Below are 22904 nucleotides of genomic sequence, written 5' to 3'. Positions count from 1 at the left end.
GGCACGACCGGTGGGCCAACGAACGAAATCAAACTCGCAATTGCCGCTCGATCCCGTGCCCGAACCGCGATCACCGTGCTCCTGCTTTGCATCTAGTTGAAGCAGTTCAGCCTCGACTCACGCCAGGGGTCCTTGCCAGTTCTTGGTTGGCCAAGGCGTCGATATGTAGCGTCGTCGGGATGAGGAGCCAAGTCTCGGCGCCCCAGACCTGGGGCGCCGGCACCGACTCCTCCAAGTTGACGGCCTGTTGTTTGCCTGGAGCCATGCGGCGCCCCTGAGTAATCATTGTGCCCTGGGGAACAACCCCGAGCCTCTGAACGGCTGCGAAGTCGTCGAGAAGGACGTGTTCTTCAGCGAGCATTCGGAAGGCCCGAACGCGCTGGCGTCCCTCGCTTTCCACCAACTCGCCCCTGCAAGGCACTCCACGGATCTCGAAATAGGTCGGGCGCCCGACTTCGGGCATGAGGCGCGGGCCTTCGAGGGCGCGGACAAGGTAATCGGGCAGGAATCGCTCCCGGTGCGCCCATCGGCCCCGAATCAAGTAGCTAAGATCGACTGTACCTTCGTCGGGGGGCGCGGCCCTGACGATCTGCGGGGGGCGATAGAGGGGCTGGGATGGACCAGCTTCGTTTATCCCGCCAGCGCGCGGGTGATGGATCAGGCGAACATCCATGGGGCCTTCCGGCCCGACAGTCGCGGAATAGCGCTCCCCATTGATCGCAAACTGACTTGGCCCGAACTGGTTTGACAGCAGATTGATATTGCTCAACACGTCGATCAACACGTCCGAAGCCGCCCTGGAGCCGTGGCGCCAGTCGGCGCCAACGATCGCTCCGATATCCCGCAGCTCCGGAGCCGCCCCGGGGTCCGAAAATTTTGAGGCCTTCATCGGTATCCGCTCCTCCCAGCCGAGGGGATTCGGCAGCGAGAACTCTCTAGCCAAAAATGGTCCAGTTTGCCGGCCTCAGATCAGCACCACCCGGATCGGGGATTTCGAAATCGGCGGCCTCGCGGAGGTTCGTCGCGCTGTCGGCGGCGCGGCTGGCCGACTTCATGGCTGCCGATCTGTCCGCGCTCGACCTTCTGGTGGTCCAAATCGATGGGCTGCATCTCGGCGACGATCTCGTGCTGGTCGCCGCGATCAGGGTTGACGGCGAACGCAACAAGCATCCGCTGGCGCTGGTGGAAGGGTCGACCGAGAATGCGGCAACGGTTCAGGCCCTGCTGGACAATTTAGTCTGCGCGGGCTCGCCCCGACAGTGCTAAGGCTGTTCATCTCATCGTCGATGGCGCGAAGGCGTTGTCGAAGGCGATCCGCAACCACCTTTGGTTCGGCCGCCCCGATCCAGCGCTGCCAGATTCACAAGGCGCGCAACATCATGGAACGCCTCCCGAAACAGCATCATGCGGCCACCCGTCGGGTGCTGCGCCAAGCCTTGGAGGTCGATGACGCCGCAGGCTGAAAAAGTGATCCGCAATCTCGCGCGTCGTCGCGACCAGCAATGGCCCAGCGTCGCGGCGAGCATCATCGAAGGCCTCGACGAAATCCTGACCGTCGTCCGGTTGAAGCTGCCGAAGGAGCTTCGTCCATCGCCGAGAACATGATGGGCACCATTCGCCGCGTCACGCGCAACGTCAAACGCTGGCGGGGTGCCGGTATGGCCTTAGGATGGGTCGCGGCCGGCATGATCGAGGCCAACAAGGGCTTCCGACGATTGAAGGCACGTAAGCAATTGGCGATTCTGGGTGCAGCCCTTCAAACTCACCACGATCGCATGACGATCAAGCCCGTTGCCCACGTCACGAGGGCCGCATAACAGTCGTTTCGGAAATGCCGGCCCGACGTAGTTCAACATTGATCGGGACATCCCCCCGCAACAGTTCCGAGGGTCACTTTACCCGGTCCTCCCTAACACCGGCGCAGTGCGGGGAAACGAAGCGCTCGAGCTCTCTAGCGACAGACTCTGAAACTCTTTACGCACCCGCGCAATTACGCAGACATGGAGAAAACCGGAAGATGGGATTGAGCCGAAGGGAATTCGCAGGGGCGGAGGGCTGCAGTGAAGGTGCGGTCAGATATGCCTTGCGCCAAGGGCGTTTAGCGGCGCGGCCCGATGGCACGCTCGATCCATCTCAGCTCGGTCGGGCGGTGGATGCGAGACTCCTCGGGACAGAGGCCCTCGGCGTATTTCTTCCGGTAGTCGATGCCACCGAAAGGATACGGAGACGATCGGGATCGCCGCCACCTTCCATGGAAGTGGTCTGTGGAGGTGGCGATCCTCCTCAGTATCTTGGTCTCTCGAAAATGGGCGATGTTGATCCGATCGGCCCGATAGAGATCTGCGACGACCTCAACGCGCAACTCGCTGAATTTTGGGTTGGTGCGCAGGTTGGGCCGCGCGATGGCACCAGATGAACCAGATGATGAGAACGCCGTCCTCCTAGATATCAACGATCCGATCGCGGTCGCCGGAAGGATGATCCATCTGGCGGTGAATTTTTACCAGGAAGACCTGAAGCGCCGGCGCCGGGAGACCGGGATCGTGTGTGTGAGGGACAAACGCCATGGCAAAGGGTAAGAGCGAGGATTTCGCAAACCAAGCGCCTCAGTTCGCGCGTGACGGATAGCTCGCGATCTTGCGAGCTTGCGAGTGAGCCGCCAAAGCTCGACCCTATTGGTCTCGGCTAATTGCTGTGCTCGCTGCTTAGCCGCTTCCTCATCAGCGCAAATCAGCCTTACGCAGTGCACTACATTCCCGTCGGGCTCGAACAAGTAGACCATGAACTCCTCGACCGAAGGGCTTCCAGTCACGCGCCGGCCGTGACTTTGAAGGTTATTGCTTGGTCCGATGGCGCTGCGTGCATGTCTTTGGTGGAGGTAGTCATCGCTCATGCTTAGCTGATCGCGACAACCGGCCGGCGTATTGCCCGGTTGCAAAGTTCCTGCATGGACATCGCTCGGATCTTATTCCCCGCCGGTTGCGCTCGACGATAGCTAGAATCAATTCTTCGGTGGCGATCAGGGCCAGCTCCATTTTTTCCTTAACAATAGTCGACGTATCTCGACCGATACTGTCGAGATGGTTCAGGGCCACCGCTTTGAAGCTATGGGCTAGGCGCTCCTCGGCATCGTCGCGTGCATAGTCTATAATAGTATCCAGGTGGGCGACGATTTGAGCCCGTTGCTCGGTCGGTTTTGGACCGTCAAGCAACGTTATCGCTCGAATAAAGGCCTCTTCAACAGGGGTCATATCAGGTTTCCTTTGTTGCTGGATTGGAAGCCGCAGTAGCTCGCGCCGGTGCTGCAGATTTAGCGAGGCTCGACCCGCAAAGGCAACTCCTCAGAAAAAAGAGTTGATGTTGCGCAATCTTGAGGGGCGACCATCATCGGCATGGATCTGTGTGCGGCGGGGCGAGGCAATGCAGCGATCAAACCGGGGTGGTGTCCCAATTGGGCACCTTTCACAAATCACACCAACGAATTGGCCCCGGGCGATGGTGTGAAATGGATCCCGATTTTGGGACCACGTGCTTAGTTGGAAGGGGCGGCTCCGTCTAATAAACGGAGCGGATGATGACGACGAAGACGAGACGCAAGATCGACGCGGCATTGAAGGCAAAGATCGCACTGGAAGCCGTGCGGGAGCAGGCGACGGTGGCCGATCTGGCCCAGCGCTACGAGGTTCACCCGAACCAGATCTATGCCTGGAAGAAGCAGCTGCTGGACCAGGCGGCCCGGGCCTTTGAGGCGGGTGTCGGGCGGGAGAGCGAGGACGCTCGCGAACGCGAGGCCGCGGTCGTTGGATGGACAACGTCTTCATCGAGCGGCTGTGGCGCAGCGTCAAGCACGAGGACGTCGTGTGCTGTGGAAGTCAGGCGTCGGCCTGAATCCTGACGAAGCTTTGTCAGAGATGGAGGATGGCCCTCCGAAGTCGACCTGCAGGGGTAGACGTCAAACCGCTCCGAGCTGCGAGGGTAAAGAGCCCTAGTAGTGAGCGTTGGAGGAAAAGGCGGAGGAAACTCCGTCAGGTGAGATCCGAGGAGACGAACGTAAGTAAACCGCTGATGACGTGTCGTAACGTGTTCTATCGACGTCGAAACCGGGATCAGGATGTCTATCCCGCGAGCAAGGGTTGGGGGGAGCCTGCCGACTGTCCAACCGGCGTCCGGCATGAAGGTGGCGTGACGTCGGATCAGGCTTTGACAAGGAACACAGGAACCTGTCGCTCCGATGTGAAGGGAGGACTCCAAGCGGCTCGTCGCCGCAAGGAGCAGAGTACCGATGCGGAGCACAGGGGCGGAAACGCCCGTATTAGGGACGAAGGCGCTGCAATGGCACTGCACCGAAGGGGCGTTGTCATCCGGCTTTACGCGGTCGACAACCCGAAAGGGGATGATCGGCATGAGTAAGGCCAAGCCGTTTTGTATTGCCAAACGCGATGTGTGGGAGGCGTATAAGCAAGTGAAGGCTAACCAAGGGGCAGCTGGTGTTGACGGGCAGTCGATCGAAGACTTCGACCGAGATCTGAGTAAGAATCTCTATCGGATCTGGAATCGGATGAGTTCGGGCAGCTACTTTCCGCCTCCGGTGCGGCGCGTTGACATACCGAAAGGCGGAGCTGGCAGCACGCGACCGTTGGGAATACCAACGGCCTCGGACAGGATCTTGCAAGATCGCTGCCGATGCGCCTGCATTCATCCTGACTGAACGCGGAAAGCCTTATAGCGATAAGTCGTTCACCGGCAAGTTTTCGGCCTGGGGCAAAGCAGCTGGAATCACAACACAATGCAGTCCCCACACCTTGCGCTTCGCGGCAGCGCGTCGACTGGCCGAGCTGGGCTTATCCTTGAAGGTGATTGCCAGCATAACCGGGCACGACAGCTTGAAAGAGCTGTAACGGTACACGAAGGCTGCGGAGCAAAGGCTGGTCGCCAAGCGGGCTATTGCCGCGTTAGGCTCACACTAGCCCAAGGGTCGCGCCTTCCGCATCGCCTGAGAGGACTTCGAACGCTCGGTCGATCAGTCGCATGTCCCACAGAACCACACCGCCGCGCCTGATGGGCCGGGGCATCGTTCCGTCCTCGAGAATGCGGACGGAGTGAGCTGGCTCCGGAAATCTGGACAGGGCGATAAGTGGAGTTTCTGCCTGACGGCGGGCAAGATTGTCCCGCGAATCAGGAGAGACGATGAGCAAACGAGCCCGCCGGCAGCACGCACCGGCATTCAAGGCCAAGGTGGCGTTAGCGGCGATCAAGGGCGAGATGACGCTGGCCCAGCTGGCTGAGCATTTCGACGTACACCCGAACCAGATCACGCAGTGGAAGTCCCAGCTTCAGGGAGCGGCGGCCGAGGTCTTTGGTCCTGGCGCCAACAGAACGAGCGAGCCCGCGGTGGACGTGAAAACGCTGCACGCCAAGATCGGGGAGCTGACGCTTGAGAACGATTCCTAAGAAACGGCATCGCCGACGTTCGGCTCGAACGGCTGGAGAAGAAGCCGAATGCCTTGGCACGCCGATGCAAATTGTTGACCACTCGCGTCCGGTAGCGCGTCTCGTATGACGAGGCCCCGGGATCGACATAGTCCATTCCGTATCGCACAGCATTGTAGAACAGAACTGCGATCTTGCGGGCCGTGGCGGTCACGGCCTTGGCCTTGCCGACGCGCGATGAAAGTCGACTGTAAAAGGCGCCGAGCGCAGTATCGGTGCGTCCGACGGTGACGGCAGCAAGGCGCAGAAGCGCCGCCGCCCGGCCGCCGGATCGGGGTGTTCGGGACGAGAGCCTTTTGCCGCGGAGACCTTGTTGCTCGGCGCCAGTCCCAGCCAGGAGGTAAAATGCTTTGCACTTGGCCACGAGGAGAGGTCGTCAACGCATTCAGCGATCAGCTTCAGCGAGAGGTAAGGACCGCGGCCGTCGATGGTGGTGATGTCTTTTCCCAGCAACGCGAACAGCGCCTCGCGGACGTCGAAAGCTAGAGCGTTCGCCTGATCGGTTCGATTCCGACGCAGCGATGCCCGCGGTGCTGGTCCATGGCCACGACCGCGATGGTTGCTCAGTTCCTTCAACACGGCTTCGATCCGGGCGTCGCAGGCAGATGCCTTCTCGTGGTAGGTGTCGTAAAGCGCAAGTGCCTGCTCGAGCGCAAACAGATGCTCGGCGCGGTAGCTCCCGGTGAGCGCCTTCGCAATCGTCTCGGCACTGGAGTGGCAACTGTAGTGGCGCAAGCACGCCAACGCCTCGGGATCGCGCTCGCCGGCAAGGATCGCGCGTATGATACGCAGGCCAGTCGCGCCGGTGATGTCGGCGACGACGTGGTGGAGCTGAAGATTCATCTCCGTCAAGGCCTTCTGCATATGCTGGATGTGTGAGGCCGCGTACTCCAGCCGACGCTCGCGCTGACGCACGTAGGCTCGCAGTTCGGCAATCTGCCCTTTGGGCTGAAAGCTGGCCCGCAGCAACCAGAATGAATGGAGCCGCTGCAGCCATTGCGCATCGCTGACATCGGTCTTACGCCCCGGCACGTGCTTGGCATCGCGCGCGTTGGACAAGAAACACGGTAAATCCCCGGGCATCGAGAAGCTCGAAAATCGGAATCCAGTAGACGCTGGTCGATTCCATGACGACGGTCTCGACGCCGCATTCCGTAAACCAGTCGACCAGCCGATGCAGATCGGCCGTGAAGGTACCGAAACTGTGGACTGGCTCCGGTGCGCGATCTGCCCTGACGGCCGCCATATGCATGGTGGCGCCAACGTCGATGGCAGCCGCGTTCGGGTGCACCATCGGCATCTTACCGCCGTCCTTCGACTTCGATCTTTTGGGATTCATCTGTAGCTCCTTCTGACTCCGGCGGAAGGGCTGGGCTGCGCAATTCATTCAAATTCCTAAACGGGATCGCCGAGATGGCGTCACCACTCTCAAGTGCGCAACAGCCCATGGACCAGGTTTTTTGACGGGCTCACGTGCCACCAAAATCGTATCGGCCGCTCCCTTCCGGCCGCAGTCTAGCGGTTAGCCGTTTCTATCCCACAGGGGGCGCGCAGCGCCGCGCTCAGTTTTTAGAAGGCGCGCTCAGCAAAGCCGGCCTGCTGAGCGCAAAGCGATGATCGACCGTGATGACCTGCCGATCACGAAACAGGCGGAAGTTTTGAAGATCAGCCGTGGCAGTGTCTATTATCTACCACGTCCGGTATCGCCCGCCGACCTCGCGATCATGCAACGGCTTGACCGGCTGCATTTGGAGTTTCCCTTCGCCGGTTCGCGAATGTTGCGAGACCTGTTGGCTGCCGAGGCGTGCAAGATCGGCCGCCGGCATGTCAAAACGCTGCTGCGGCGGATGAGGATAGAGGCGCTTTACCGCCGGCCGCGTACCACCAAGCCCGAACCCGGGCCCAAGATCTATCCGTATCTGCTGCGCGGGATGGAGATCACACGCCCGAACCAGGTCTGGGCGATGGACATCACCTACATCCCGATGGCGCGCGGCTTCATCTATCTCGCGGTGGTGCTCGACTGGTTCAGCCGCCGGGTGCTGTCGTGGCGCGTCTCGATCACGATCGAAGCCGCATTTTGCGTCGAGACGCTGGAGGACGCTCTCGCTCGCCACGGCAAGCCGGACATCTTCAACACCGACCAGGGCTCGCAGTTCACGGGCTCCGCGTTCACCGGCGTGCTCGCCAGGCATGGCATCGCCATCAGCATGGACGGCCGGGGCGCCTGGCGCGACAACGTGTTCGTCGAGCGGCTGTGGCGCAGCGTCAAATACGAAGAGGTCTATCTGCGCGCCTACGACACCGTGTCCGACGCCCGCGCCTCGATCGGCCGATACTTCGCCTTTTACAACTGCGCATCAGAACACCCATCTGGCTATGTGATTGAAGAGAAGAGATTTTGTTGAGCGGGATGCGATCCCGCGGGGTATTTTGGGTTCTGTCGCGCTCGTTCGGCGATAGATCGAGCAGCAGTTGTTATCAGCGAGGTGCGGGCGAAGATCCAAGGACCATCCGGAAGAGGATGGATGGATTCGATCTCGCCGGCTTCAGCGGCCAGCCGGAGCGTCTTGGGCGCGATCTTCAGGAGCTTTGCGGCGTTGCCAAGGTTGAGCCATGGCTCGATCCCGTCCTCGGCAGGCTTGAACACCGGGATGTGGTAGTTCGAGCGCATTGATGTGACGCGCTCGCGGGTCCAGCGATTGCCGTTGCCGGTCTTGAGGCCGTTGCGATTGAGGAGGCCGGCAATCAGATCGTCGCTGGCGATCAGCACCAGTTGACGCACGGCCTGGACGATATCGGCCGAGGTGCTGTTGCGCTGTCCGCGCCGGCGCTTCGGCAAGCGCAACTCGCTGTGGGCGCCCCCCACCCAATGAACGATGAGAACGATCTCCGAGGCCGCGTCGTCGATATCGGCCACGACCTCATGGATGAGGGTGCGCACAATGCGCTTCTTAAGACGAGCATCCGTCGTCCGCGCATCCCAGACCGTTTTGAGGTTCGAGGCCAGAACGCCGAACGAAGCTGGATCAGCAAGGGGTGCGGGCGTCGCCACATCATGCATGGCGATCTTGGCCTCAACCTCCGCCGCGTGAGCGAGCGCCCTGTTCCAGCGCGCTTCCAGCTCACTGGCCACCAGCCGGTTCGCGGGATCAGCGGCATCGTATTGCCGGAAAGCCCTGTCGGCGGCATAGCGCGCCGCTTCGAGGTCGCGACTGAGAGCATCGCGTACCTGATCGCGCCGCTCCCTGGCTCCCTTGGCGGCAGCGGTTGCGGCGGCGACAGCGCCCGGACCGACGACTCCAAGCAGCGATTCCTCGATGGCGTCATCGACGCGCAGTCCGCCGAAGGCGATGCAGTGGGCCCCGCCATTATCCATCCAGGCACGGCTGCAGCTGTAGCGCGGGATATGGTTTTCCATGCCGGAGTAGCGGAGTGTGAGCTTACGACCGCAGCGCTTGCAGCGGATCAGACCGGCCAGCAACGCGTCACCATGCTTGGGCGCGCCGTGATGCCGACTGGTGGGAACATTGCTGCTGACCATGGTGCGAATCGCCTCGAACTTCTCCCAGCTCACATACCCTTCGTGAGTGTTGGGCTTCAGCGTCAGCCATTCGTTCCGCGCCTTGCGGCGGATCTTCACGCGCACGCCCGCGGTGCCATATCCCGCCGCCACAGCTGTCTTACCATAGGCATAGGCGCCGCCGTAGACCGGGTTCTCAATGATCCGGTGGATGGCAGAGTAGTTTGGTCGCCGCCAGGCCGTGTCGCCGTTGGTCTGCTTCACCGGAAGATCGAGATTGTACTCGTGGAGCCAGCAGAGCGCCTGACGCGCGCTTCCCAGTTCCTCGACCTTGTCGAACACCAGCTTGATCGCCTCCTGGACACGCCGATCCGGGTCTTTCTCATAACGATCGCCGGCCTTCACGAAGCCGACGGGCGCTGTCACAACCAACTCGCCCCGGCGCGCCTTCTCGTAGCGTGCCGAGAGCGAGCGCTGGCGCAACAGATCCAGCTCGTACTCGTTGAGGCTGCCCTTGAGCCCGAGCAGCAGGCGGTCGTTGCCGTGTCTTGGCGCATAGATGGTCTCTTGATCGACCAGAACGGTGTCGACCACGCGGCACATCTCGATGAGTTGCTGCCAATCCCGGCTGTTGCGGGCGAAGCGCGAGACCTCGCGGGCGCAAACCGCACCAACCTTGCCAAGGCAAACCTCCGCTACCATCCGCTCAAAACCAGCGCGTTGTATGCCGCCGGCGGCTGAACGACCGAGATCATCATCGATCACTTCAACCTCTGACCACCCGAGAGCCGTCAGCCGGTCCCGCATGGCGTATTGCAGCGCGCTGCTCTCGCGATTGTGCAACACCTGATGGGCCGAGGATTGACGCACGTGAAGAATCGCCTTGCGCTCCAGATGATGAGGCCTGACCTTGTCAGAGATCATGATCGACCTCCTTCGCGGGCAGCGTTGCTGTCCTCGCAGCATGGTCGAGGATCAACTGCGTCATCAGGCTCGTGAGGGCCGCCCGGGCTTCCGCCGGCAACTCCAGCCATGCGGGCGCGCCGATGGCGCCGTTTGACAGGCCACTCCCGAACAGATCCATCTGCGGCTGCGGCCGCGGCTGCGGCTGCGGCTGCGGCCGCGGTTGTCGATTGTGTCGGTATCCGCTCCCTGGCATTGCCGTCTGGCGTGACATGAGTCGCTCCCCGATTCTGGTCGTGAGAGACTCTGGATGCGCCAGAAAGCAGGGCAGCTGATGACGTTCGACCCTTCAACGCCAGATCGAGAAGCGCAGAGAGCGCCGCAAGTGCATCGATGCTGACAAACGGCTGAGCTGCCAAAAGCTCGGCGTCAGGGCATGCTGCCCGATCGAACGTCCATGCTGGAACCTCCAACCATCGATCCGCTTGCGATCCATCCAGAGAGCAGCGGAAAGTGACATCATCAGCCTTCCCGACCGTTCCATGAACGCAAACTCGGCGACCAAACCAGGGATGAAATCGATAAAGAACCTCGCGAAAAACGGTTTTGTGGGCGTTCTTGAGTCTTGTTGTACAACGAAGAGCGGCCCCATTGCGCGATCGGCAATCGACCGCCGATTTTACTGCAAAACCACGTCGGCGCATCCAGCCCGCCAACGTGATCACGGCGAAAAACTCTAGTTCTGAATGGTTCACAGTTCGGTCTCGCTACAGCGACAAAAGGGCATTATCAAAGCTTGGACTAAGAACCGAGTCGCACCTCTGATTGCTGTGCTGGCGCGCAGTTCGCTCGGCGCACCGAATTTGTACCATCGCTTGACGGCTGTGCCGCCGGATCTATTGCCTCGCCGTAGAAATAGGACTTGGCATTATAAATGCTTCAACAGCACACTGTAGTTAGGCCGCGCTATGTAGGCCGTCTCTATGCAGGAGTGTTCGGTGCAAACCAAGTCAATCATAATGATCTTATTGAGATTTGTGATGTTCTCGACAAGTGCCGTGGCAGGGGCATTAAACGAAACATGCCCTGAATGCGTAACACTTGAGGGAGGGATGGCAAAGGGCGTGATCGAGGATGGGATCCTGAGCCTCAAAGGAATTCCCTACGCGGCTCCGCCGGTGAGCGATTTGCGATTCCGCCCACCATCTTTGCCTAATCATTGGCAAGGAATTCTTGAGGCAGCGAACTATCGGACAATCTGTCCACAAATCGAGGATCCGCTCGAAAGTTATCCCAAAGCGGCCATGGCGCATGAGGTTGTCGTAGGCGGAGTCACAACTCGCTTGTTCGAGGATGAAGATTGTCTTTACCTTAATGTCTGGAAGCCTGCGAAGCAGGTCAGGAATTTGCCAATCATGATCTATCTTCCCGGCGGAGGCTTCATTGCCGGTGGCGCGTCCGACGTTTATAATGGGGCAGCAGTTGCTCGAAAGGATGTGGTCGTCGTCACGATCAACTATCGTATCGGCTTGCTGGGATTTGCGGAGGTAGGTGCGCTCGACCCTTCCTATTCCGGTAGCGGCAACAACGGCCTGCGCGATCAGATCGCAGCGCTTGAGTGGGTTCGACGTAACGCGACGGCGCTCGGCGGGGACTCTGATAATGTCACGGTATTCGGTGAATCGGCTGGTTCGATCTCAATCGCCGCACACCTCGTGTCTCCCTCGCTGAAAAAGCCATTTCAACGGGCGATCCTGCAAAGCGGGGCCTACAATCTAATTCGCACCAGGAGATCGGCGGAAGCGACAGTGAAAAAAGTCATGGACGTCGGATCCTTGAAAACCATGGCGCAGATCAAAACGGCGCCCGTTCGAGATCTATTGCTGCAGGCCCACGCTACCGGTGAGCCGGATGGTTTCTTCGCTCCCGTCGCAGATGGTTCGGGGGTCGCCCTCGATCCTGCCGAAGCACTCGCCTCCGGAACGTCAAGACATGTTGGGATCATGCTTGGGACGAATGCAAACGAAATGAACTACTGGGCAATGTATGACAGCAAGTTCCGCAATCCGTTCGTGGAAGACACCGATCTCGGCGCAAAGATCGATGTCTTCTCTATGTTACCCTCCATACGGGACACCTCAGAGGAGAAACGGGAGGAAGTAAAACGCAAGCTCATGAGTACGTGTGAGAAGGTTCTCGGGACGACGGATCAAAGAACAATCGAAGCGGCGCTGGTTGATGACGTGATAATGACGCAACCGGCAACACACCTAGCCGAGCGCCAATCGGCCTCGGGCGGCAAGGTGTGGCTCTATCGCTTCACTTGGCATGTGCCCCCAAAGTATCTCGATCCTGCGCTGCCCCCGTTGGGGGCGTTTCATTCAATTGAACTTCCATTCATGTTCGGCACCGGTGATTTCAGCCAAATTCCAGGTGGTCTTGCGCTGTCGAAGGCCCCGGGCTCGGATATCTCTCGGCTGACTAATCAGATGTTGACCGCGTGGACGAATTTCGCAAAGAAGGGAGACCCTAATGGCGTTGGCGTGCCGGAATGGCCTTCCTACGACACAAACAAACGCGTCGTGATGGTGTGGTCAGCAGATTCTGAGGCGGTTGCGGACCCTGACGGGTCACGCCGTGAAATCTGGGAGCGCTGGCACTTTAACCCTTATTGATTGACAACCCGGATCGGTAATGTCCCGCCCGCTGTATCGCGGCTACGCCAGATTGCTGCGACGATGGCCGACAAGGTGTCGCCGCACGCGCCATGTCCCCAGGCAACGTTCGCCGTCTCCGAGGGCCTTGGATCTGCCTCTACTACATTGAGCCAGCAGTGGCCTCGCGCCTCTCCTCCGCCGAATAGTAGTCCGTTCTGTTAATCGCGGGGACAGTGTCATGTCGGTGACGAGGCGATCGAGCACGCCGATTTCAGTTGTAGTCAGTCGTCCGTTAAGAAGGCGAATTGAGCGGGGCGGGACGGCCGAACGTGCGCCATAGCTGGAGCAGGATGAGGCACAAGAGTTCTCTGAGCCAGGCGAGGATGCGGCGGAAGTTGTGGCCGACGGCTGAGAGGATGACTTTAGCCGCATCGCCGGCGCGGCCTTTGAGGTAGCAGCGGCCGAGGTGACCATCGGCCTTCAGGTGTCCGATGATGGGTTCGATGGCGGAGCGGCGGCGCAGCTCGCGCTTGATGACACCGAAGACGCCGCGCTTCTGGCCGGAGATGAAGATCCGTCGGTGATTTTGTGCGTCGTGGCCGCGGTATCCCTTGTCGACATAGGCCCGCTCGATCGCGCAGCCGGTGAGTGTCTCGGTGGGGTCGATGACGTCCCGCAAGGTGTGACCGTCGTACGGGTTATCGGGTAGCGCCCTGGCGTGCAGCACGAACAGGCCCCGGGAGAACGGCGGTTGTTGGTGACGATGGAGGCTTTGACGCCGAACTCGTAAGGCGCGGCTGCTTTGCCCTTGCCGATGCACTCCACCTCCGGGGCGTGGAAGGAAGAAAGCTTGAAGCCGCGCTGGCGCTGCTGCTGCGAGCGGATCTGCGAGGCCCGGCTGAGCGGGAGGGGCAGCTGCCGCTGATGCCGCTTCAATTGCTTGGCATGGCCGTAGCGTCCCGCCATCATTGTCGCGGTTTTGGCAATGCGAAGATAGGACCGCCGCAGCTTGACCCCGTGCTTCCTCGCCAGTGGCGGAGACAGCGCTAACTCCCAATCACCGTAAGCGGCCTGCCGCCCCGGGACCGGTGTGATCCTTTAGGCCATCGATTACCTTGAGCGCGGCTTCGAGTCATCTCGAAGGCGCTTCGTAATGCGCAGAACGCCGCTCGCAAGCTCCTCACGGCTGATTTCTGCAACGTGAGCGACTTTTTCTTCGAGGTCGCGTATAGCTTCGCCGATCGTGTGCAGCGAGCATGTGCTAGGCATCATCCGCTCCGTCCTGATTAAGGGTCCGGCATCCGCCGAACCACGGCGTAAAAGGCGTCCGCTACACGGTTGAGTAAAGCGGATGGCGTTGCGGGAAAATCTGTCCCCATCTCGCGTCTGAGCGCCTCGAATTCGGATAAGGTCGAAAGAGGGCAATCCGCCACGGCGTCCATTTTTGAGCAGATAATTTCAACTCGGGATCGCCAATCGGCCGCTGTTCTTCAGTTCGCTGTGGCCCGTACGTGTCTTCTGCCGGTGTATGGCTTGGCCTACGGACGCAGTCCGTGAATGCTTGGATTGCCGCTACCACTTCCGTCCTAGGCACGGCAGTTACTCGGAGCCAGCTCGAGAGTTGCAGGCCGAGCGCTTTGATATGGCATGCTCGCGGGGCGCGGCAACCCACTGGTGCTGGTAGGTGTCCTCCGGTACTTTTCGACGATATTGCTTTGTTGGTCCCCCTTGGGAATTTGAGCCTCTTGGGAGCGAGCCCGGTTAGCCTTGCCAATCCAAGGGCGAAGGCTGGCCACCGAGATCTGCGGCACGTGATAGGGACAGCGCGCTGTGTCGGGGGAAGATCAGTGCTAGCTTCATCGGCAGCGCGGGCGCGGTAGGGACAGCGTCGTTGCGCATTTCCGGCGCCGAGGCGCGCCCGCGCTGCTTCCATCGTGGGCTAAGCCCCGTCATGGTAGCTATGCTCGTTCTGCGAGCGATAAGATCCTGGTCAGCTTCTTTCGCCGCTTGAGGCTGGCTGCCCCCGAAATTAGCGGTGCGCCGCAGGGACAGCGCTTCCTCAGGGTAAACGCGAGGAACTTTTCAAGCGCCTAGTCATGTTGCCGCTAATTTCAAAGGGTAGTGCGGGCGTGGCGGGGACAGCGCCTGACACCGCGCAGCCGAACGGCGCCGAGTTGCGCCCGCACTACCGGCGATCTGGGATGGACAAGCATCACGGACACTCAGCGAGTGAAAGAAGATTGTCTGGCTGAATGCCGTCTGCCGTCGTCTTGATGTACTTGTGCCCTTCGTGTTTGGCCACGATCAAACCAGCAGTCAGCCCGTCTTCCTGGACATAGAATTCCCACGCGCCGCTTTCGATGTCTCTGATCGTCTGAACGACAGATTGCTTCCAGTGACTTCCGTTCGAATATACCCCGCCGATGCTGCTAATTCTCTCGTGTGGATTCGTGCTGTCGGTCTTACTGACGCAACGAACGCGTGCGAGTCTGGCCACGGGGTCTCTTCTTCCGCATGCAAAAGGAGCAACAAGGTTAGCGTTCAGTGGCGGACCATGCCGCCGACCAATTCAGGTAGGTGCCCCGGTTACTTGTCTGCGCCATGATCTGGTGGCGCCTCGGGAATATGTCTCTGGAGCAAAGGTGGCCAACCACAGTCTTCACGGACGGGGCTCGGCCACCGGCGCTGCGGCGTTTGCGAAGCGTACCCTAAGGCTAGCTACAGGCCAACGGATGCACATATTCGAGCGGTACATCACGTCGCTACGCTCAGAGGCGCTTGCGGTGCTTGCAGCCAATCAGGCCCGCGCGGCCGATCAGTCTTTGAGCCTGGCAGATCGCCAAGTCGCGACGCTCGATGCCGAGGACGCTCAGGAAGTGCTAGGGATCCTCGATTGCGTGAAACTCGACCCGGGGCCGGAGGAGGCACGCAAGATCGCTGCGCGCATACGCATGCTTCTAGAAGGGAAGAAGTGAGCCGCCAAGTTGACGGCGCGAAGGACGAGTCGGCTGCTCGATCACATCCCGCCTGTCATTCCTCAGAAATGGAGATTCTGCAAGGAGCGAAATTTCTGCGGCCTTGTCGAAGACTGCGGCCTGGTCAGTGGACAGAGTAGCCCTATTGGTGGACGACACATCCTTGGTAATCGTCGGCGGCTTCTGATAATCGAAACGCGGCATCGGCTGCTCGCGTGGTAGTTCTCGGCTTGCGTGGACCGCCGCCTCTCTCGTCTTAGACATGGTCGGTCTCCAACTTGTTGAGGTTTTGGGGGTAGTAGTGCTTTCGCTTGATCCACTTGAAACGTTCGTGCCGCGTCACCACGGCGATATCAACCTCGCCGCCAACCGTATCGGCGCCTGGTAGGAAACGAACGAAACCTTTGGTGGTTTCGACAAGAAAACTACAAAGTTCGATTGCGTCTTGAACCGGCATTCCAGGGTGCATTAACGGAGCCACGGTTTCAGAGCTTATGAAGTCCATCAAGCCCGGAAGGTCGGCGTCGGATACTCCCACTTTTCTCAGCGATTCCACAAGAGTGTTGTCGTAACCCATGACCAATCGATTAATGGCACTCGGTTGACCACCCCAAAATAGGTCGCTTTGGCCGTCTCGACACAAGCATTCAACTGTCGCAGCCCCATTTACGATGCCCACCTTGAACAACTCGTGGGTGTCGGAATCTGACGAATAGCCGCCGATCCAAAAATCGAGTGAATGATCGCCCTCAATCTTGGAAGCTGCCGAGTACTTGTCGGTGAACAGGAAATCGTGTGCCTTCTCCGCGACTTCAGCAACTGAGTATTTGTCGGGGTTGAGCTGGTACTTGCTGCCGTCCGTCTTAAACTCCCGGCGCAGGTCCTTCGCGAGTGAGTGAATGGGGGCGTTGCCGATAGCTCCCAAGCCCGAGGTCATGCCGACCACCGGCAGGCGCTTGTCCAGGTTGAACACTTTGTTCCCGTACTGGTACACACGCTCAATCACTACCTCGCCGGTAGTCCGGTTAGCACCCAAGAGGCTGGTAGCACTATCCGCAGCAAAGACCAAACCATCGTGGACGCAGGCAGCAACACACACAGTCATCTAAATTCCTTCTCTTTGCTTCCTTCGGGCCTTAGGCTCAGGTGTAATCGCGGAGAATGCCACCGCGAACGCAGAGTCTATTTAATAGACAGCTTCCGAAAATCCGTGCGACTACAGGGCTGATGTTTTGTCGCCCCTGAAGGTCTGCCGATGGTCAGAACGGAAAGCCCCAATCAATCTGCGTTCACGCGCCCTCGCCGGGGATTGCGCAGTGAAGACGAGGCGTTCTACGTCGGCGTGTCTCTGAGCTGGCTCCGGTTGTCTGAACAGCAATTCCGCGTCGTTAAGTGGAGCTTCTGCCAGAGTTAGGCTACCGCGCGGAACGGCAGCGGGCTGAAGTAAGCTTGATCCGGGGTGCCGCCGTCAAGGCTCGAGTGGGGACGCCGGCCATTGTACAACAAGGCTCAAGAACGCCCACAGGACCGTTCTTCGCGAGGTTCTTTATCGACATCATCCCTGGTTTGGTCGCCGAGTTTGCGTTCATGGAAGCGTCGAGAAGGCTGATGATGTCGCTTTACGCTGCTCTCTGGATGGATCGCAAGCGGATCGATGGTTGGAGGTTCCAGCGTGGATGTTCGATCGGGCAGCATGCCCTGACGCCGAGCTTTTGGCAGCTCAGCCGTTTGTCAGCATCGATGCACTTGCGGCGCTCTCTGCGCTTCTCGATCTGGCGTTGAAGGGTCGAACGTCATCAGCTGCCCTGCTTTCTGGCGCATCCAGAGTCTCTCACGACCAGAATCGGGGAGCGACTCATGTCACGCCAGACGGCAATGCCAGGGAGCGGATACCGACACAATCGACAACCGCGGCCGCAGCCGCAGCCGCAGCCGCGGCCGCGGCCGCAGATGGATCTGTTCGGGAGTGGCCTGTCAAACGGCGCCATCGGCGCGCCCGCATGGCTGGAGTTGCCGGCGGAAGCCCGGGCGGCCCTCACGAGCCTGATGACGCAGTTGATCCTCGACCATGCTGCGAGGACAGCAACGCTGCCCGCGAAGGAGGTCGATCATGATCTCTGACAAGGTCAGGCCTCATCATCTGGAGCGCAAGGCGATTCTTCACGTGCGTCAATCTTCGGCCCATCAGGTGTTGCACAATCGCGAGAGCAGCGCGCTGCAATACGCCATGCGAGACCGGCTGACGGCACTCGGGTGGTCAGAAATTGAAGTGATCGATGATGATCTCGGTCGCTCAGCCGCCAGCGGCATACAACGCGCCGGATTCGAGCGAATGGTGGCGGAGGTTTGCCTCGGCAAGGTTGGTGCGGTTTGCGCCCGCGAGGTCTCGCGCTTCGCCCGCAACAGCCGGGATTGGCAGCAACTCATCGAGATGTGCCGCGTGGTCGATACCGTTCTGGTCGATCAAGAGACCATCTATGCGCCAAGGCACGGCAACGACCGCCTGCTGCTCGGGCTCAAGGGCAGCCTCAACGAGTACGAGCTGGATCTGTTGCGCCAGCGCTCGCTCTCGGCCCGCTACGAGAAGGCGCGCCGGGGGGAGTTGGTTGTGACAGCGCCCGTCGGCTTCGTGAAGGCCGGCGATCGTTATGAGAAAGACCCGGATCGGCGTGTCCAGGAGGCGATCAAGCTGGTGTTCGACAAGGTCGAGGAACTGGGAAGCGCGCGTCAGGCGCTCTGCTGGCTCCACGAGTACAATCTCGATCTTCCGGTGAAGCAGACCAACGGCGACACGGCCTGGCGGCGACCAAACTACTCTGCCATCCACCGGATCATTGAGAACCCGGTCTACGGCGGCGCCTATGCCTATGGTAAGACAGCTGTGGCGGCGGGATATGGCACCGCGGGCGTGCGCGTGAAGATCCGCCGCAAGGCGCGGAACGAATGGCTGACGCTGAAGCCCAACACTCACGAAGGGTATGTGAGCTGGGAGAAGTTCGAGGCGATTCGCACCATGGTCAGCAGCAATGTTCCCACCAGTCGGCATCACGGCGCGCCCAAGCATGGTGACGCGTTGCTGGCCGGTCTGATCCGCTGCAAGCGCTGCGGTCGTAAGCTCACACTCCGCTACTCCGGCATGGAAAACCATATCCCGCGCTACAGCTGCAGCCGTGCCTGGATGGATAATGGCGGGGCCCACTGCATCGCCTTCGGCGGACTGCGCGTCGATGACGCCATCGAGGAATCGCTGCTTGGAGTCGTCGGTCCGGGCGCTGTCGCCGCCGCAACCGCTGCCGCCAAGGGAGCCAGGGAGCGGCGCGATCAGGTACGCGATGCTCTCAGTCGCGACCTCGAAGCGGCGCGCTATGCCGCCGACAGGGCTTTCCGGCAATACGATGCCGCTGATCCCGCGAACCGGCTGGTGGCCAGTGAGCTGGAAGCGCGCTGGAACAGGGCGCTCGCTCACGCGGCGGAGGTTGAGGCCAAGATCGCCATGCATGATGTGGCGACGCCCGCACCCCTTGCTGATCCAGCTTCGTTCGGCGTTCTGGCCTCGAACCTCAAAACGGTCTGGGATGCGCGGACGACGGATGCTCGTCTTAAGAAGCGCATTGTGCGCACCCTCATCCATGAGGTCGTGGCCGATATCGACGACGCGGCCTCGGAGATCGTTCTCATCGTTCATTGGGTGGGGGGCGCCCACAGCGAGTTGCGCTTGCCGAAGCGCCGGCGCGGACAGCGCAACAGCACCTCGGCCGATATCGTCCAGGCCGTGCGTCAACTGGTGCTGATCGCCAGCGACGATCTGATTGCCGGCCTCCTCAATCGCAACGGCCTCAAGACCGGCAACGGCAATCGCTGGACCCGCGAGCGCGTCACATCAATGCGCTCGAACTACCACATCCCGGTGTTCAAGCCTGCCGAGGACGGGATCGAGCCATGGCTCAACCTTGGCAACGCCGCAAAGCTCCTGAAGATCGCGCCCAAGACGCTCCGGCTGGCCGCTGAAGCCGGCGAGATCGAATCCATCCATCCTCTTCCGGATGGTCCTTGGATCTTCGCCCGCACCTCGCTGATAACAACTGCTGCTCGATCTATCGCCGAACGAGCGCGACAGAACCCAAAATACCCCGCGGGATCGCATCCCGCTCAACAAAATCTCTTCTCTTCAATCACATAGCCAGATGGGTGTTCTGATGCGCAGTTGTAGTATCTGCGCCAAGTCTCCACCTTTTGCTAGGCGTCCGCAAGAGACAGGAACCAGTGGGCGTTGAGGCATTCGGCCCTGAAGCGGCCGTTGAAGGCCTCAATGAACGCGTTGTCGGTTGGCTTACCGGGCCGCGAGAAGTCCAGGGTGACACCGCGCTGGTAGGCCCAGAGGTCAAGATCGCGGGACACGAACTCGCTGTTCTTGATCCACGCGGATCGTTGCCGGGACTCCCACTTCCTTGCAGGCCCTTTCCAGCACCTCCACAACATCGGTGCCGCGGAAGGTGAATCGCGGCGCCAGCGCCGCGAGAAGCGGGAGAAGGTATCGACAATCGTGAGCACGCGCAGCTTGTGTCCGGTCGCCAACTGGTCATGGACGAAGTCCATCGCCCAGGTCTCGTTCGATCGCGTCGCCGGCCTGCGATCATCGCGCAGCTTGGCCTTGACCCGGCGCTTCGGCGTTTTGTTGCGTAATTGCAGGCCCAATTCGCGATAGATCCGCCGCGTCTTGTTCTGGCCATGGCGCCAGCCTTCACGACGCAGCAGCACGTGAACACGACGATAACCGTAGCGGATACGAACATGGCAGATCTCCTTGATCTTCTGTTCGAGGGCAGCCTGGCCGGAGCGACGGCACTTGTAGTGGTAGGTCGAGCGGTCAAATTCGAGAGCGTCACAGGCCCTGCGGATCGAGACCTGCCATTCGCTGCGGACCGCGTCGACCAGCATGCGCTTCCGACCGGGCTTCATAGCTTTCGGCGGATCACGTCCTGCAGCATCTCCTTGTCGAGCGACAGGTCCGCGACCAGCTTCTTCAGCTTGCCGTTCTCCTCCTCGAGCTGCTTCAGCCGACGCATCTCGGTGGGCAGCAGCCCGTCATATTTCTTCTTCCAATTGAAGTAGGTTGCCTGGCTGATCCCGGCCTTACGGCAGATCTCCGCCACCGCAACCCCGTCGTTGCCCTGTTTCAGGATGAACGCCTTCTGAGCATCTGAAAACTTCGAGGCCTTCATGGTCCATCGCTCGTCCCAGCCGAGGGATTCGGCAGCGAGAACTCTAGCCAAAAATGGTCCAGTTTGTCGGCCTCAGATCATCGCACGATTCGAAGGATGCGCCATGGGACAAGTTTTACACGGCTGCACCACCACGACGGAGGGAGTCCGTCGAGCAATACAAAATAGTCAAAAAGAGCCTAAGAGCACTCGCCAAGCGCTATGGGATCAATAGAAGACTGTCGCGAAGTGAAGCAGCGCGAGACCGTCGCCGATCGTTCGACAGGCCCCAAGGGAGCCAATCGACAATCCTTCCATCGAGAAAGAGGTGATCATCGCCGCTTTCCGGAGGCACAGTGCTGCTGCCGCTCGATTGGCTCTAAGCCCTGCAGCCGAGCATACTCCATCTGACGCGGAGCTCCAGGGCGCTACGTTACGATTGACCCTTCGCGGTGGGAGCGCGAGTACGGGAAGAAGCCAAGGGGCGCCGCTATTGGCGCATCCGGATCGTATCGCCCAGTATTTCGGTCAAAGACTATGAATTCAGGACGGAGATCCCATTGATGTTCCCCAGGACGCGCAGGGCGGCAATAGAGAGGGCGCGGCAACTCGGTTCGGATCAACTGGTGCTACCGTGAGGAACGATGACGGCTTGGACAATCGAACGCATGGTTTACCGCAAGACGCGCCGACGTGAGATAATCGTCGGCCATCGCACCGCTGATGTCGCGTCGCGGGAAAGACCTCGTCGAGCGCCTTCCAGAAGCCGAGCGCGTCATGACCAACGGCCACTTTTTCGGGGCGATCTTCAGCCCACGGGTTTTGGCTTCGACGAGCAGTTCGTGCCAGCTTTGCGCGCTCTCGCGCACGCCGACTTGGAAGCCGATGAGTTCCTTCTTGCCTTCCGGCGTCGCGCCGATCAGCACCAGCATGCATTTGCTGTGGTCTTCCATGCGAGCCTGCAGGAAGACGCCGTCCGCCCACACGACCTCCAGCTGAACCGATGACAAATGGAGGCTGTGTCGTGATGGCGAATGAACAGGATGGTTATCATTGGACGTATTGCCGGATCGAAATCGACAAGCCGGGTGCCATCATAATTGAGCAGATGGATAATGAAATCTCCATTGCCATTGCGAGCGTCGTCGGCGTTTACCTCCAAGTGACGCCGGGGCAGGCACGTGAGTTATCTCTATCTTTAGCTCTGCCGGCGGAGAACGCGGAATAATTCCGCGCCTCAGCCAAGATGTAATGGTGCGCGCCCCACCATCGCCGCGGGATTTCAGTCAGATTCCGCCATACGGGGCGGGCTGTTGCCCTGGTGAAGCGACAGCTCAGCTCGGTCCAGCTTCTTAACGGTCGACCAGTTAATCGCAGCGTGCAGGTACCTGCACGCCATCGTAGCTTATGAAGTCTCCCGGCCCGCCCAATTGCGCAGTTTCTTTTTCGATCGCGGTCCGTTCATGGCTGTTTGAATATCGCGCTCCTCTTCGAATTCCCGAATTCGTGGACGGCTGATTCGCGAGGTTGACCCATCCTGATTGGTGATCAAGCTGGTTTCGAGGATGCTTTCCGCCCAGCGAAGAACGAAGCGGCCAGTGTCGCTGGTCTCGCGCCATTCAGTTGTTTTTACAAGTTGCTTCATCATTTCGCCCCATCCCCGAAAAAAGGAGTCGCCGTGGGAGGTCCACCCGAGCAGGGGTAGAATAATCAACTCCAGTCGCCCCTGAAACCACTCGTGAATTAACATTTCAGGTGAGTGATTCGGGCCGAACGCATACTGGCAGTATCTCAGACAGAGATATACCTAGCGCGCTGTCTGCATGGATGTGAGTGTCTTGTAACTGCAGTACGCGCCAACCTGATGTTGGGGCATGACCATTCAAAGCAGAAGCGAACTGGTATGTGGACCAGCCTCCGCAAGGAGCTGGATATCGCGCCGCATTTGCCGCTTTGCCCCTGGCGTCTCGCTGAGCATCTGGAGTTTCCGGTTTTTCCGCTCAGCGACTACGCGAAGTTGGCTCCTGACGCGGTCGCTTACCTACGAACAGGCAACGGTCAGAAAGACTTCTCGGCCGTGACGCTTGCGGTCGGCCAGGAGCGCTTCATTGTGAATAACGATGCCCACGACAGGAAATGGCAGGCCGCTGATATC

General features: G+C 60.0%; 18 protein-coding genes and 9 pseudogenes. 13 read left to right on the top strand and 14 right to left on the bottom strand.

Going from position 1 to position 22904, the window contains the following annotated elements:
- Nucleotides 1-106 precede the first annotated feature (106 nt).
- Entirely contained in the window at nucleotides 107-889 is a 783-nt protein-coding gene (locus tag AB7M16_RS25330) for a hypothetical protein (RefSeq protein ID WP_124163930.1), read from the bottom strand.
- Nucleotides 890-972: 83 nt separating this feature from the next.
- On the opposite strand from AB7M16_RS25330, the pseudogene AB7M16_RS25325 reads away from it, so the two are divergent.
- Nucleotides 973-1817: pseudogene (locus AB7M16_RS25325) on the top strand (transposase); the annotation flags it as partial.
- A 1065-nt stretch (nucleotides 1818-2882) separates the two neighbouring features.
- Here the strand turns inward: AB7M16_RS25325 and AB7M16_RS25320 are convergent.
- A complete protein-coding gene (locus tag AB7M16_RS25320) occupies nucleotides 2883-3251 on the bottom strand; it encodes a hypothetical protein (protein WP_453945433.1) in 369 nt (122 codons plus the stop codon).
- 320 nt (nucleotides 3252-3571) lie between these two features.
- Between AB7M16_RS25320 and AB7M16_RS25315 the strand changes: the two are divergent.
- The 4 genes and pseudogenes from AB7M16_RS25315 to AB7M16_RS25300 form a co-directional block, all read left to right on the top strand.
- Nucleotides 3572-3733, top strand: a pseudogene (locus tag AB7M16_RS25315) (transposase); the annotation flags it as partial.
- A 669-nt stretch (nucleotides 3734-4402) separates the two neighbouring features.
- Nucleotides 4403-4672: pseudogene (locus AB7M16_RS25310) on the top strand (group II intron reverse transcriptase/maturase); the annotation flags it as partial.
- Entirely contained in the window at nucleotides 4599-4898 is a 300-nt protein-coding gene (locus AB7M16_RS25305) for a tyrosine-type recombinase/integrase (protein WP_074448695.1), read from the top strand. The pseudogene AB7M16_RS25310 and the gene AB7M16_RS25305, both read left to right, overlap by 74 nt.
- A gap of 289 nt (nucleotides 4899-5187) precedes the next feature.
- A pseudogene (locus AB7M16_RS25300) lies at nucleotides 5188-5445 on the top strand (transposase); the annotation flags it as partial.
- Nucleotides 5446-5447: 2 nt separating this feature from the next.
- On the opposite strand, the pseudogene AB7M16_RS25295 reads toward AB7M16_RS25300, so the two are convergent.
- Nucleotides 5448-6829: pseudogene (locus AB7M16_RS25295) on the bottom strand (IS110 family transposase).
- Nucleotides 6830-7058: 229 nt separating this feature from the next.
- Here AB7M16_RS25295 and AB7M16_RS25290 point away from each other — a divergent pair.
- A pseudogene (locus AB7M16_RS25290) lies at nucleotides 7059-7898 on the top strand (IS3 family transposase); the annotation flags it as partial.
- On the opposite strand, the gene AB7M16_RS25285 reads toward AB7M16_RS25290, so the two are convergent.
- From AB7M16_RS25285 to AB7M16_RS25275, 3 genes are all read right to left on the bottom strand, one after another.
- Nucleotides 7868-9937: a recombinase family protein gene (locus tag AB7M16_RS25285; RefSeq protein ID WP_260374218.1), complete on the bottom strand. Its 2070-nt coding sequence runs from the start codon at nucleotides 9935-9937 to the stop codon at nucleotides 7868-7870. The pseudogene AB7M16_RS25290 and the gene AB7M16_RS25285 overlap by 31 nt on opposite strands.
- Complete coding sequence (locus AB7M16_RS25280) at nucleotides 9927-10097, bottom strand: hypothetical protein (protein WP_158626816.1); 171 nt, start codon at nucleotides 10095-10097, stop codon at nucleotides 9927-9929. Before AB7M16_RS25280 ends, AB7M16_RS25285 begins: the two co-directional genes overlap by 11 nt.
- A gap of 168 nt (nucleotides 10098-10265) precedes the next feature.
- Nucleotides 10266-10568 (bottom strand): hypothetical protein, encoded by a 303-nt coding sequence (locus tag AB7M16_RS25275; RefSeq protein ID WP_260374219.1) that lies wholly within the window; start codon nucleotides 10566-10568, stop codon nucleotides 10266-10268.
- 331 nt (nucleotides 10569-10899) lie between these two features.
- Between AB7M16_RS25275 and AB7M16_RS25270 the strand changes: the two genes are divergently transcribed.
- Nucleotides 10900-12591 carry a carboxylesterase/lipase family protein gene (locus AB7M16_RS25270; RefSeq protein WP_453945432.1) on the top strand — a complete coding sequence of 564 codons (1692 nt, stop codon included), beginning with the start codon at nucleotides 10900-10902 and terminating at the stop codon, nucleotides 12589-12591.
- 274 nt (nucleotides 12592-12865) lie between these two features.
- Here AB7M16_RS25270 and AB7M16_RS25265 read toward each other — a convergent pair.
- Nucleotides 12866-13605 (bottom strand): annotated as a pseudogene (locus AB7M16_RS25265) (IS5/IS1182 family transposase); the annotation flags it as partial.
- 1180 nt (nucleotides 13606-14785) lie between these two features.
- A complete protein-coding gene (locus AB7M16_RS25260; protein ID WP_036032306.1) occupies nucleotides 14786-15070 on the bottom strand; it encodes a DUF3892 domain-containing protein in 285 nt (94 codons plus the stop codon).
- 235 nt (nucleotides 15071-15305) lie between these two features.
- On the opposite strand from AB7M16_RS25260, the gene AB7M16_RS25255 reads away from it, so the two are divergent.
- The gene (locus AB7M16_RS25255) at nucleotides 15306-15548 is read left to right on the top strand and encodes a hypothetical protein (protein WP_453945431.1); all 243 of its coding nucleotides are present in this window, start codon (nucleotides 15306-15308) and stop codon (nucleotides 15546-15548) included.
- Here the strand turns inward: AB7M16_RS25255 and AB7M16_RS25250 are convergent.
- Nucleotides 15531-15812 (bottom strand): hypothetical protein, encoded by a 282-nt coding sequence (locus AB7M16_RS25250; RefSeq protein WP_453945430.1) that lies wholly within the window; start codon nucleotides 15810-15812, stop codon nucleotides 15531-15533. The two genes, AB7M16_RS25255 and AB7M16_RS25250, sit on opposite strands and share 18 nt — an antisense overlap.
- A complete protein-coding gene (locus tag AB7M16_RS25245) occupies nucleotides 15805-16653 on the bottom strand; it encodes an Ntn hydrolase family protein (RefSeq protein ID WP_124163991.1) in 849 nt (282 codons plus the stop codon). Before AB7M16_RS25245 ends, AB7M16_RS25250 begins: the two co-directional genes overlap by 8 nt.
- A 344-nt stretch (nucleotides 16654-16997) precedes the next feature.
- On the opposite strand from AB7M16_RS25245, the gene AB7M16_RS25240 reads away from it, so the two are divergent.
- From AB7M16_RS25240 to AB7M16_RS25230, 3 genes are all read left to right on the top strand, one after another.
- On the top strand, nucleotides 16998-17330 hold the full coding sequence (locus AB7M16_RS25240) for a hypothetical protein (RefSeq protein ID WP_453947329.1): 333 nt from the start codon (nucleotides 16998-17000) through the stop codon (nucleotides 17328-17330).
- 168 nt (nucleotides 17331-17498) lie between these two features.
- On the top strand, nucleotides 17499-17669 hold the full coding sequence (locus AB7M16_RS25235; RefSeq protein WP_158626816.1) for a hypothetical protein: 171 nt from the start codon (nucleotides 17499-17501) through the stop codon (nucleotides 17667-17669).
- A complete protein-coding gene (locus AB7M16_RS25230; protein WP_453945429.1) occupies nucleotides 17659-19728 on the top strand; it encodes a recombinase family protein in 2070 nt (689 codons plus the stop codon). The genes AB7M16_RS25235 and AB7M16_RS25230 overlap by 11 nt, the downstream gene beginning before the upstream one ends.
- A 56-nt stretch (nucleotides 19729-19784) precedes the next feature.
- Here AB7M16_RS25230 and AB7M16_RS25225 read toward each other — a convergent pair whose 3' ends face one another.
- Nucleotides 19785-20486 carry a DDE-type integrase/transposase/recombinase gene (locus AB7M16_RS25225; RefSeq protein WP_245334273.1) on the bottom strand — a complete coding sequence of 234 codons (702 nt, stop codon included), beginning with the start codon at nucleotides 20484-20486 and terminating at the stop codon, nucleotides 19785-19787.
- A gap of 17 nt (nucleotides 20487-20503) precedes the next feature.
- Nucleotides 20504-20770 (bottom strand): transposase, encoded by a 267-nt coding sequence (locus AB7M16_RS25220; protein WP_036032180.1) that lies wholly within the window; start codon nucleotides 20768-20770, stop codon nucleotides 20504-20506.
- Between the two features lie 103 nt (nucleotides 20771-20873).
- Here AB7M16_RS25220 and AB7M16_RS25215 point away from each other — a divergent pair.
- A pseudogene (locus AB7M16_RS25215) lies at nucleotides 20874-21171 on the top strand (IS481 family transposase); the annotation flags it as partial.
- Between the two features lie 292 nt (nucleotides 21172-21463).
- Here AB7M16_RS25215 and AB7M16_RS25210 read toward each other — a convergent pair.
- Nucleotides 21464-21738, bottom strand: a pseudogene (locus AB7M16_RS25210) (transposase); the annotation flags it as partial.
- Between the two features lie 38 nt (nucleotides 21739-21776).
- Here AB7M16_RS25210 and AB7M16_RS25205 point away from each other — a divergent pair.
- A complete protein-coding gene (locus tag AB7M16_RS25205; RefSeq protein WP_453947264.1) occupies nucleotides 21777-21977 on the top strand; it encodes a hypothetical protein in 201 nt (66 codons plus the stop codon).
- 177 nt (nucleotides 21978-22154) lie between these two features.
- Here the strand turns inward: AB7M16_RS25205 and AB7M16_RS25200 are convergent, their stop codons facing one another.
- The gene (locus tag AB7M16_RS25200) at nucleotides 22155-22397 is read right to left on the bottom strand and encodes a hypothetical protein (protein ID WP_453945428.1); all 243 of its coding nucleotides are present in this window, start codon (nucleotides 22395-22397) and stop codon (nucleotides 22155-22157) included.
- Nucleotides 22398-22904: the final 507 nt, after the last annotated feature.

The sequence above is a fragment of the Bradyrhizobium sp. USDA 372 genome, assembly GCF_053629095.1.
This window is presented reverse-complemented; position numbering and strand designations above follow the sequence as displayed.

Bases quoted from the DNA above. Each gene is read 5' to 3' on its own strand.
- AB7M16_RS25245 (WP_124163991.1), bottom strand. From the start codon at position 16,653: ATGACTGTGTGTGTTGCTGCCTGCGTCCACGATGGTTTGGTCTTTGCT.
- AB7M16_RS25250 (WP_453945430.1), bottom strand. From the start codon at position 15,812: ATGTCTAAGACGAGAGAGGCGGCGGTCCACGCAAGCCGAGAACTACCA.
- AB7M16_RS25220 (WP_036032180.1), bottom strand. From the start codon at position 20,770: ATGAAGGCCTCGAAGTTTTCAGATGCTCAGAAGGCGTTCATCCTGAAA.
- AB7M16_RS25200 (WP_453945428.1), bottom strand. From the start codon at position 22,397: ATGATGAAGCAACTTGTAAAAACAACTGAATGGCGCGAGACCAGCGAC.
- AB7M16_RS25235 (WP_158626816.1), top strand. From the start codon at position 17,499: ATGGATCTGTTCGGGAGTGGCCTGTCAAACGGCGCCATCGGCGCGCCC.
- AB7M16_RS25275 (WP_260374219.1), bottom strand. From the start codon at position 10,568: ATGGGGCCGCTCTTCGTTGTACAACAAGACTCAAGAACGCCCACAAAA.
- AB7M16_RS25270 (WP_453945432.1), top strand. From the start codon at position 10,900: ATGCAGGAGTGTTCGGTGCAAACCAAGTCAATCATAATGATCTTATTG.
- AB7M16_RS25285 (WP_260374218.1), bottom strand. From the start codon at position 9,937: ATGATCTCTGACAAGGTCAGGCCTCATCATCTGGAGCGCAAGGCGATT.
- AB7M16_RS25320 (WP_453945433.1), bottom strand. From the start codon at position 3,251: ATGACCCCTGTTGAAGAGGCCTTTATTCGAGCGATAACGTTGCTTGAC.
- AB7M16_RS25330 (WP_124163930.1), bottom strand. From the start codon at position 889: ATGAAGGCCTCAAAATTTTCGGACCCCGGGGCGGCTCCGGAGCTGCGG.
- AB7M16_RS25230 (WP_453945429.1), top strand. From the start codon at position 17,659: ATGATCTCTGACAAGGTCAGGCCTCATCATCTGGAGCGCAAGGCGATT.
- AB7M16_RS25225 (WP_245334273.1), bottom strand. From the start codon at position 20,486: ATGCTGGTCGACGCGGTCCGCAGCGAATGGCAGGTCTCGATCCGCAGG.
- AB7M16_RS25280 (WP_158626816.1), bottom strand. From the start codon at position 10,097: ATGGATCTGTTCGGGAGTGGCCTGTCAAACGGCGCCATCGGCGCGCCC.
- AB7M16_RS25255 (WP_453945431.1), top strand. From the start codon at position 15,306: ATGCACATATTCGAGCGGTACATCACGTCGCTACGCTCAGAGGCGCTT.
- AB7M16_RS25205 (WP_453947264.1), top strand. From the start codon at position 21,777: ATGGCGAATGAACAGGATGGTTATCATTGGACGTATTGCCGGATCGAA.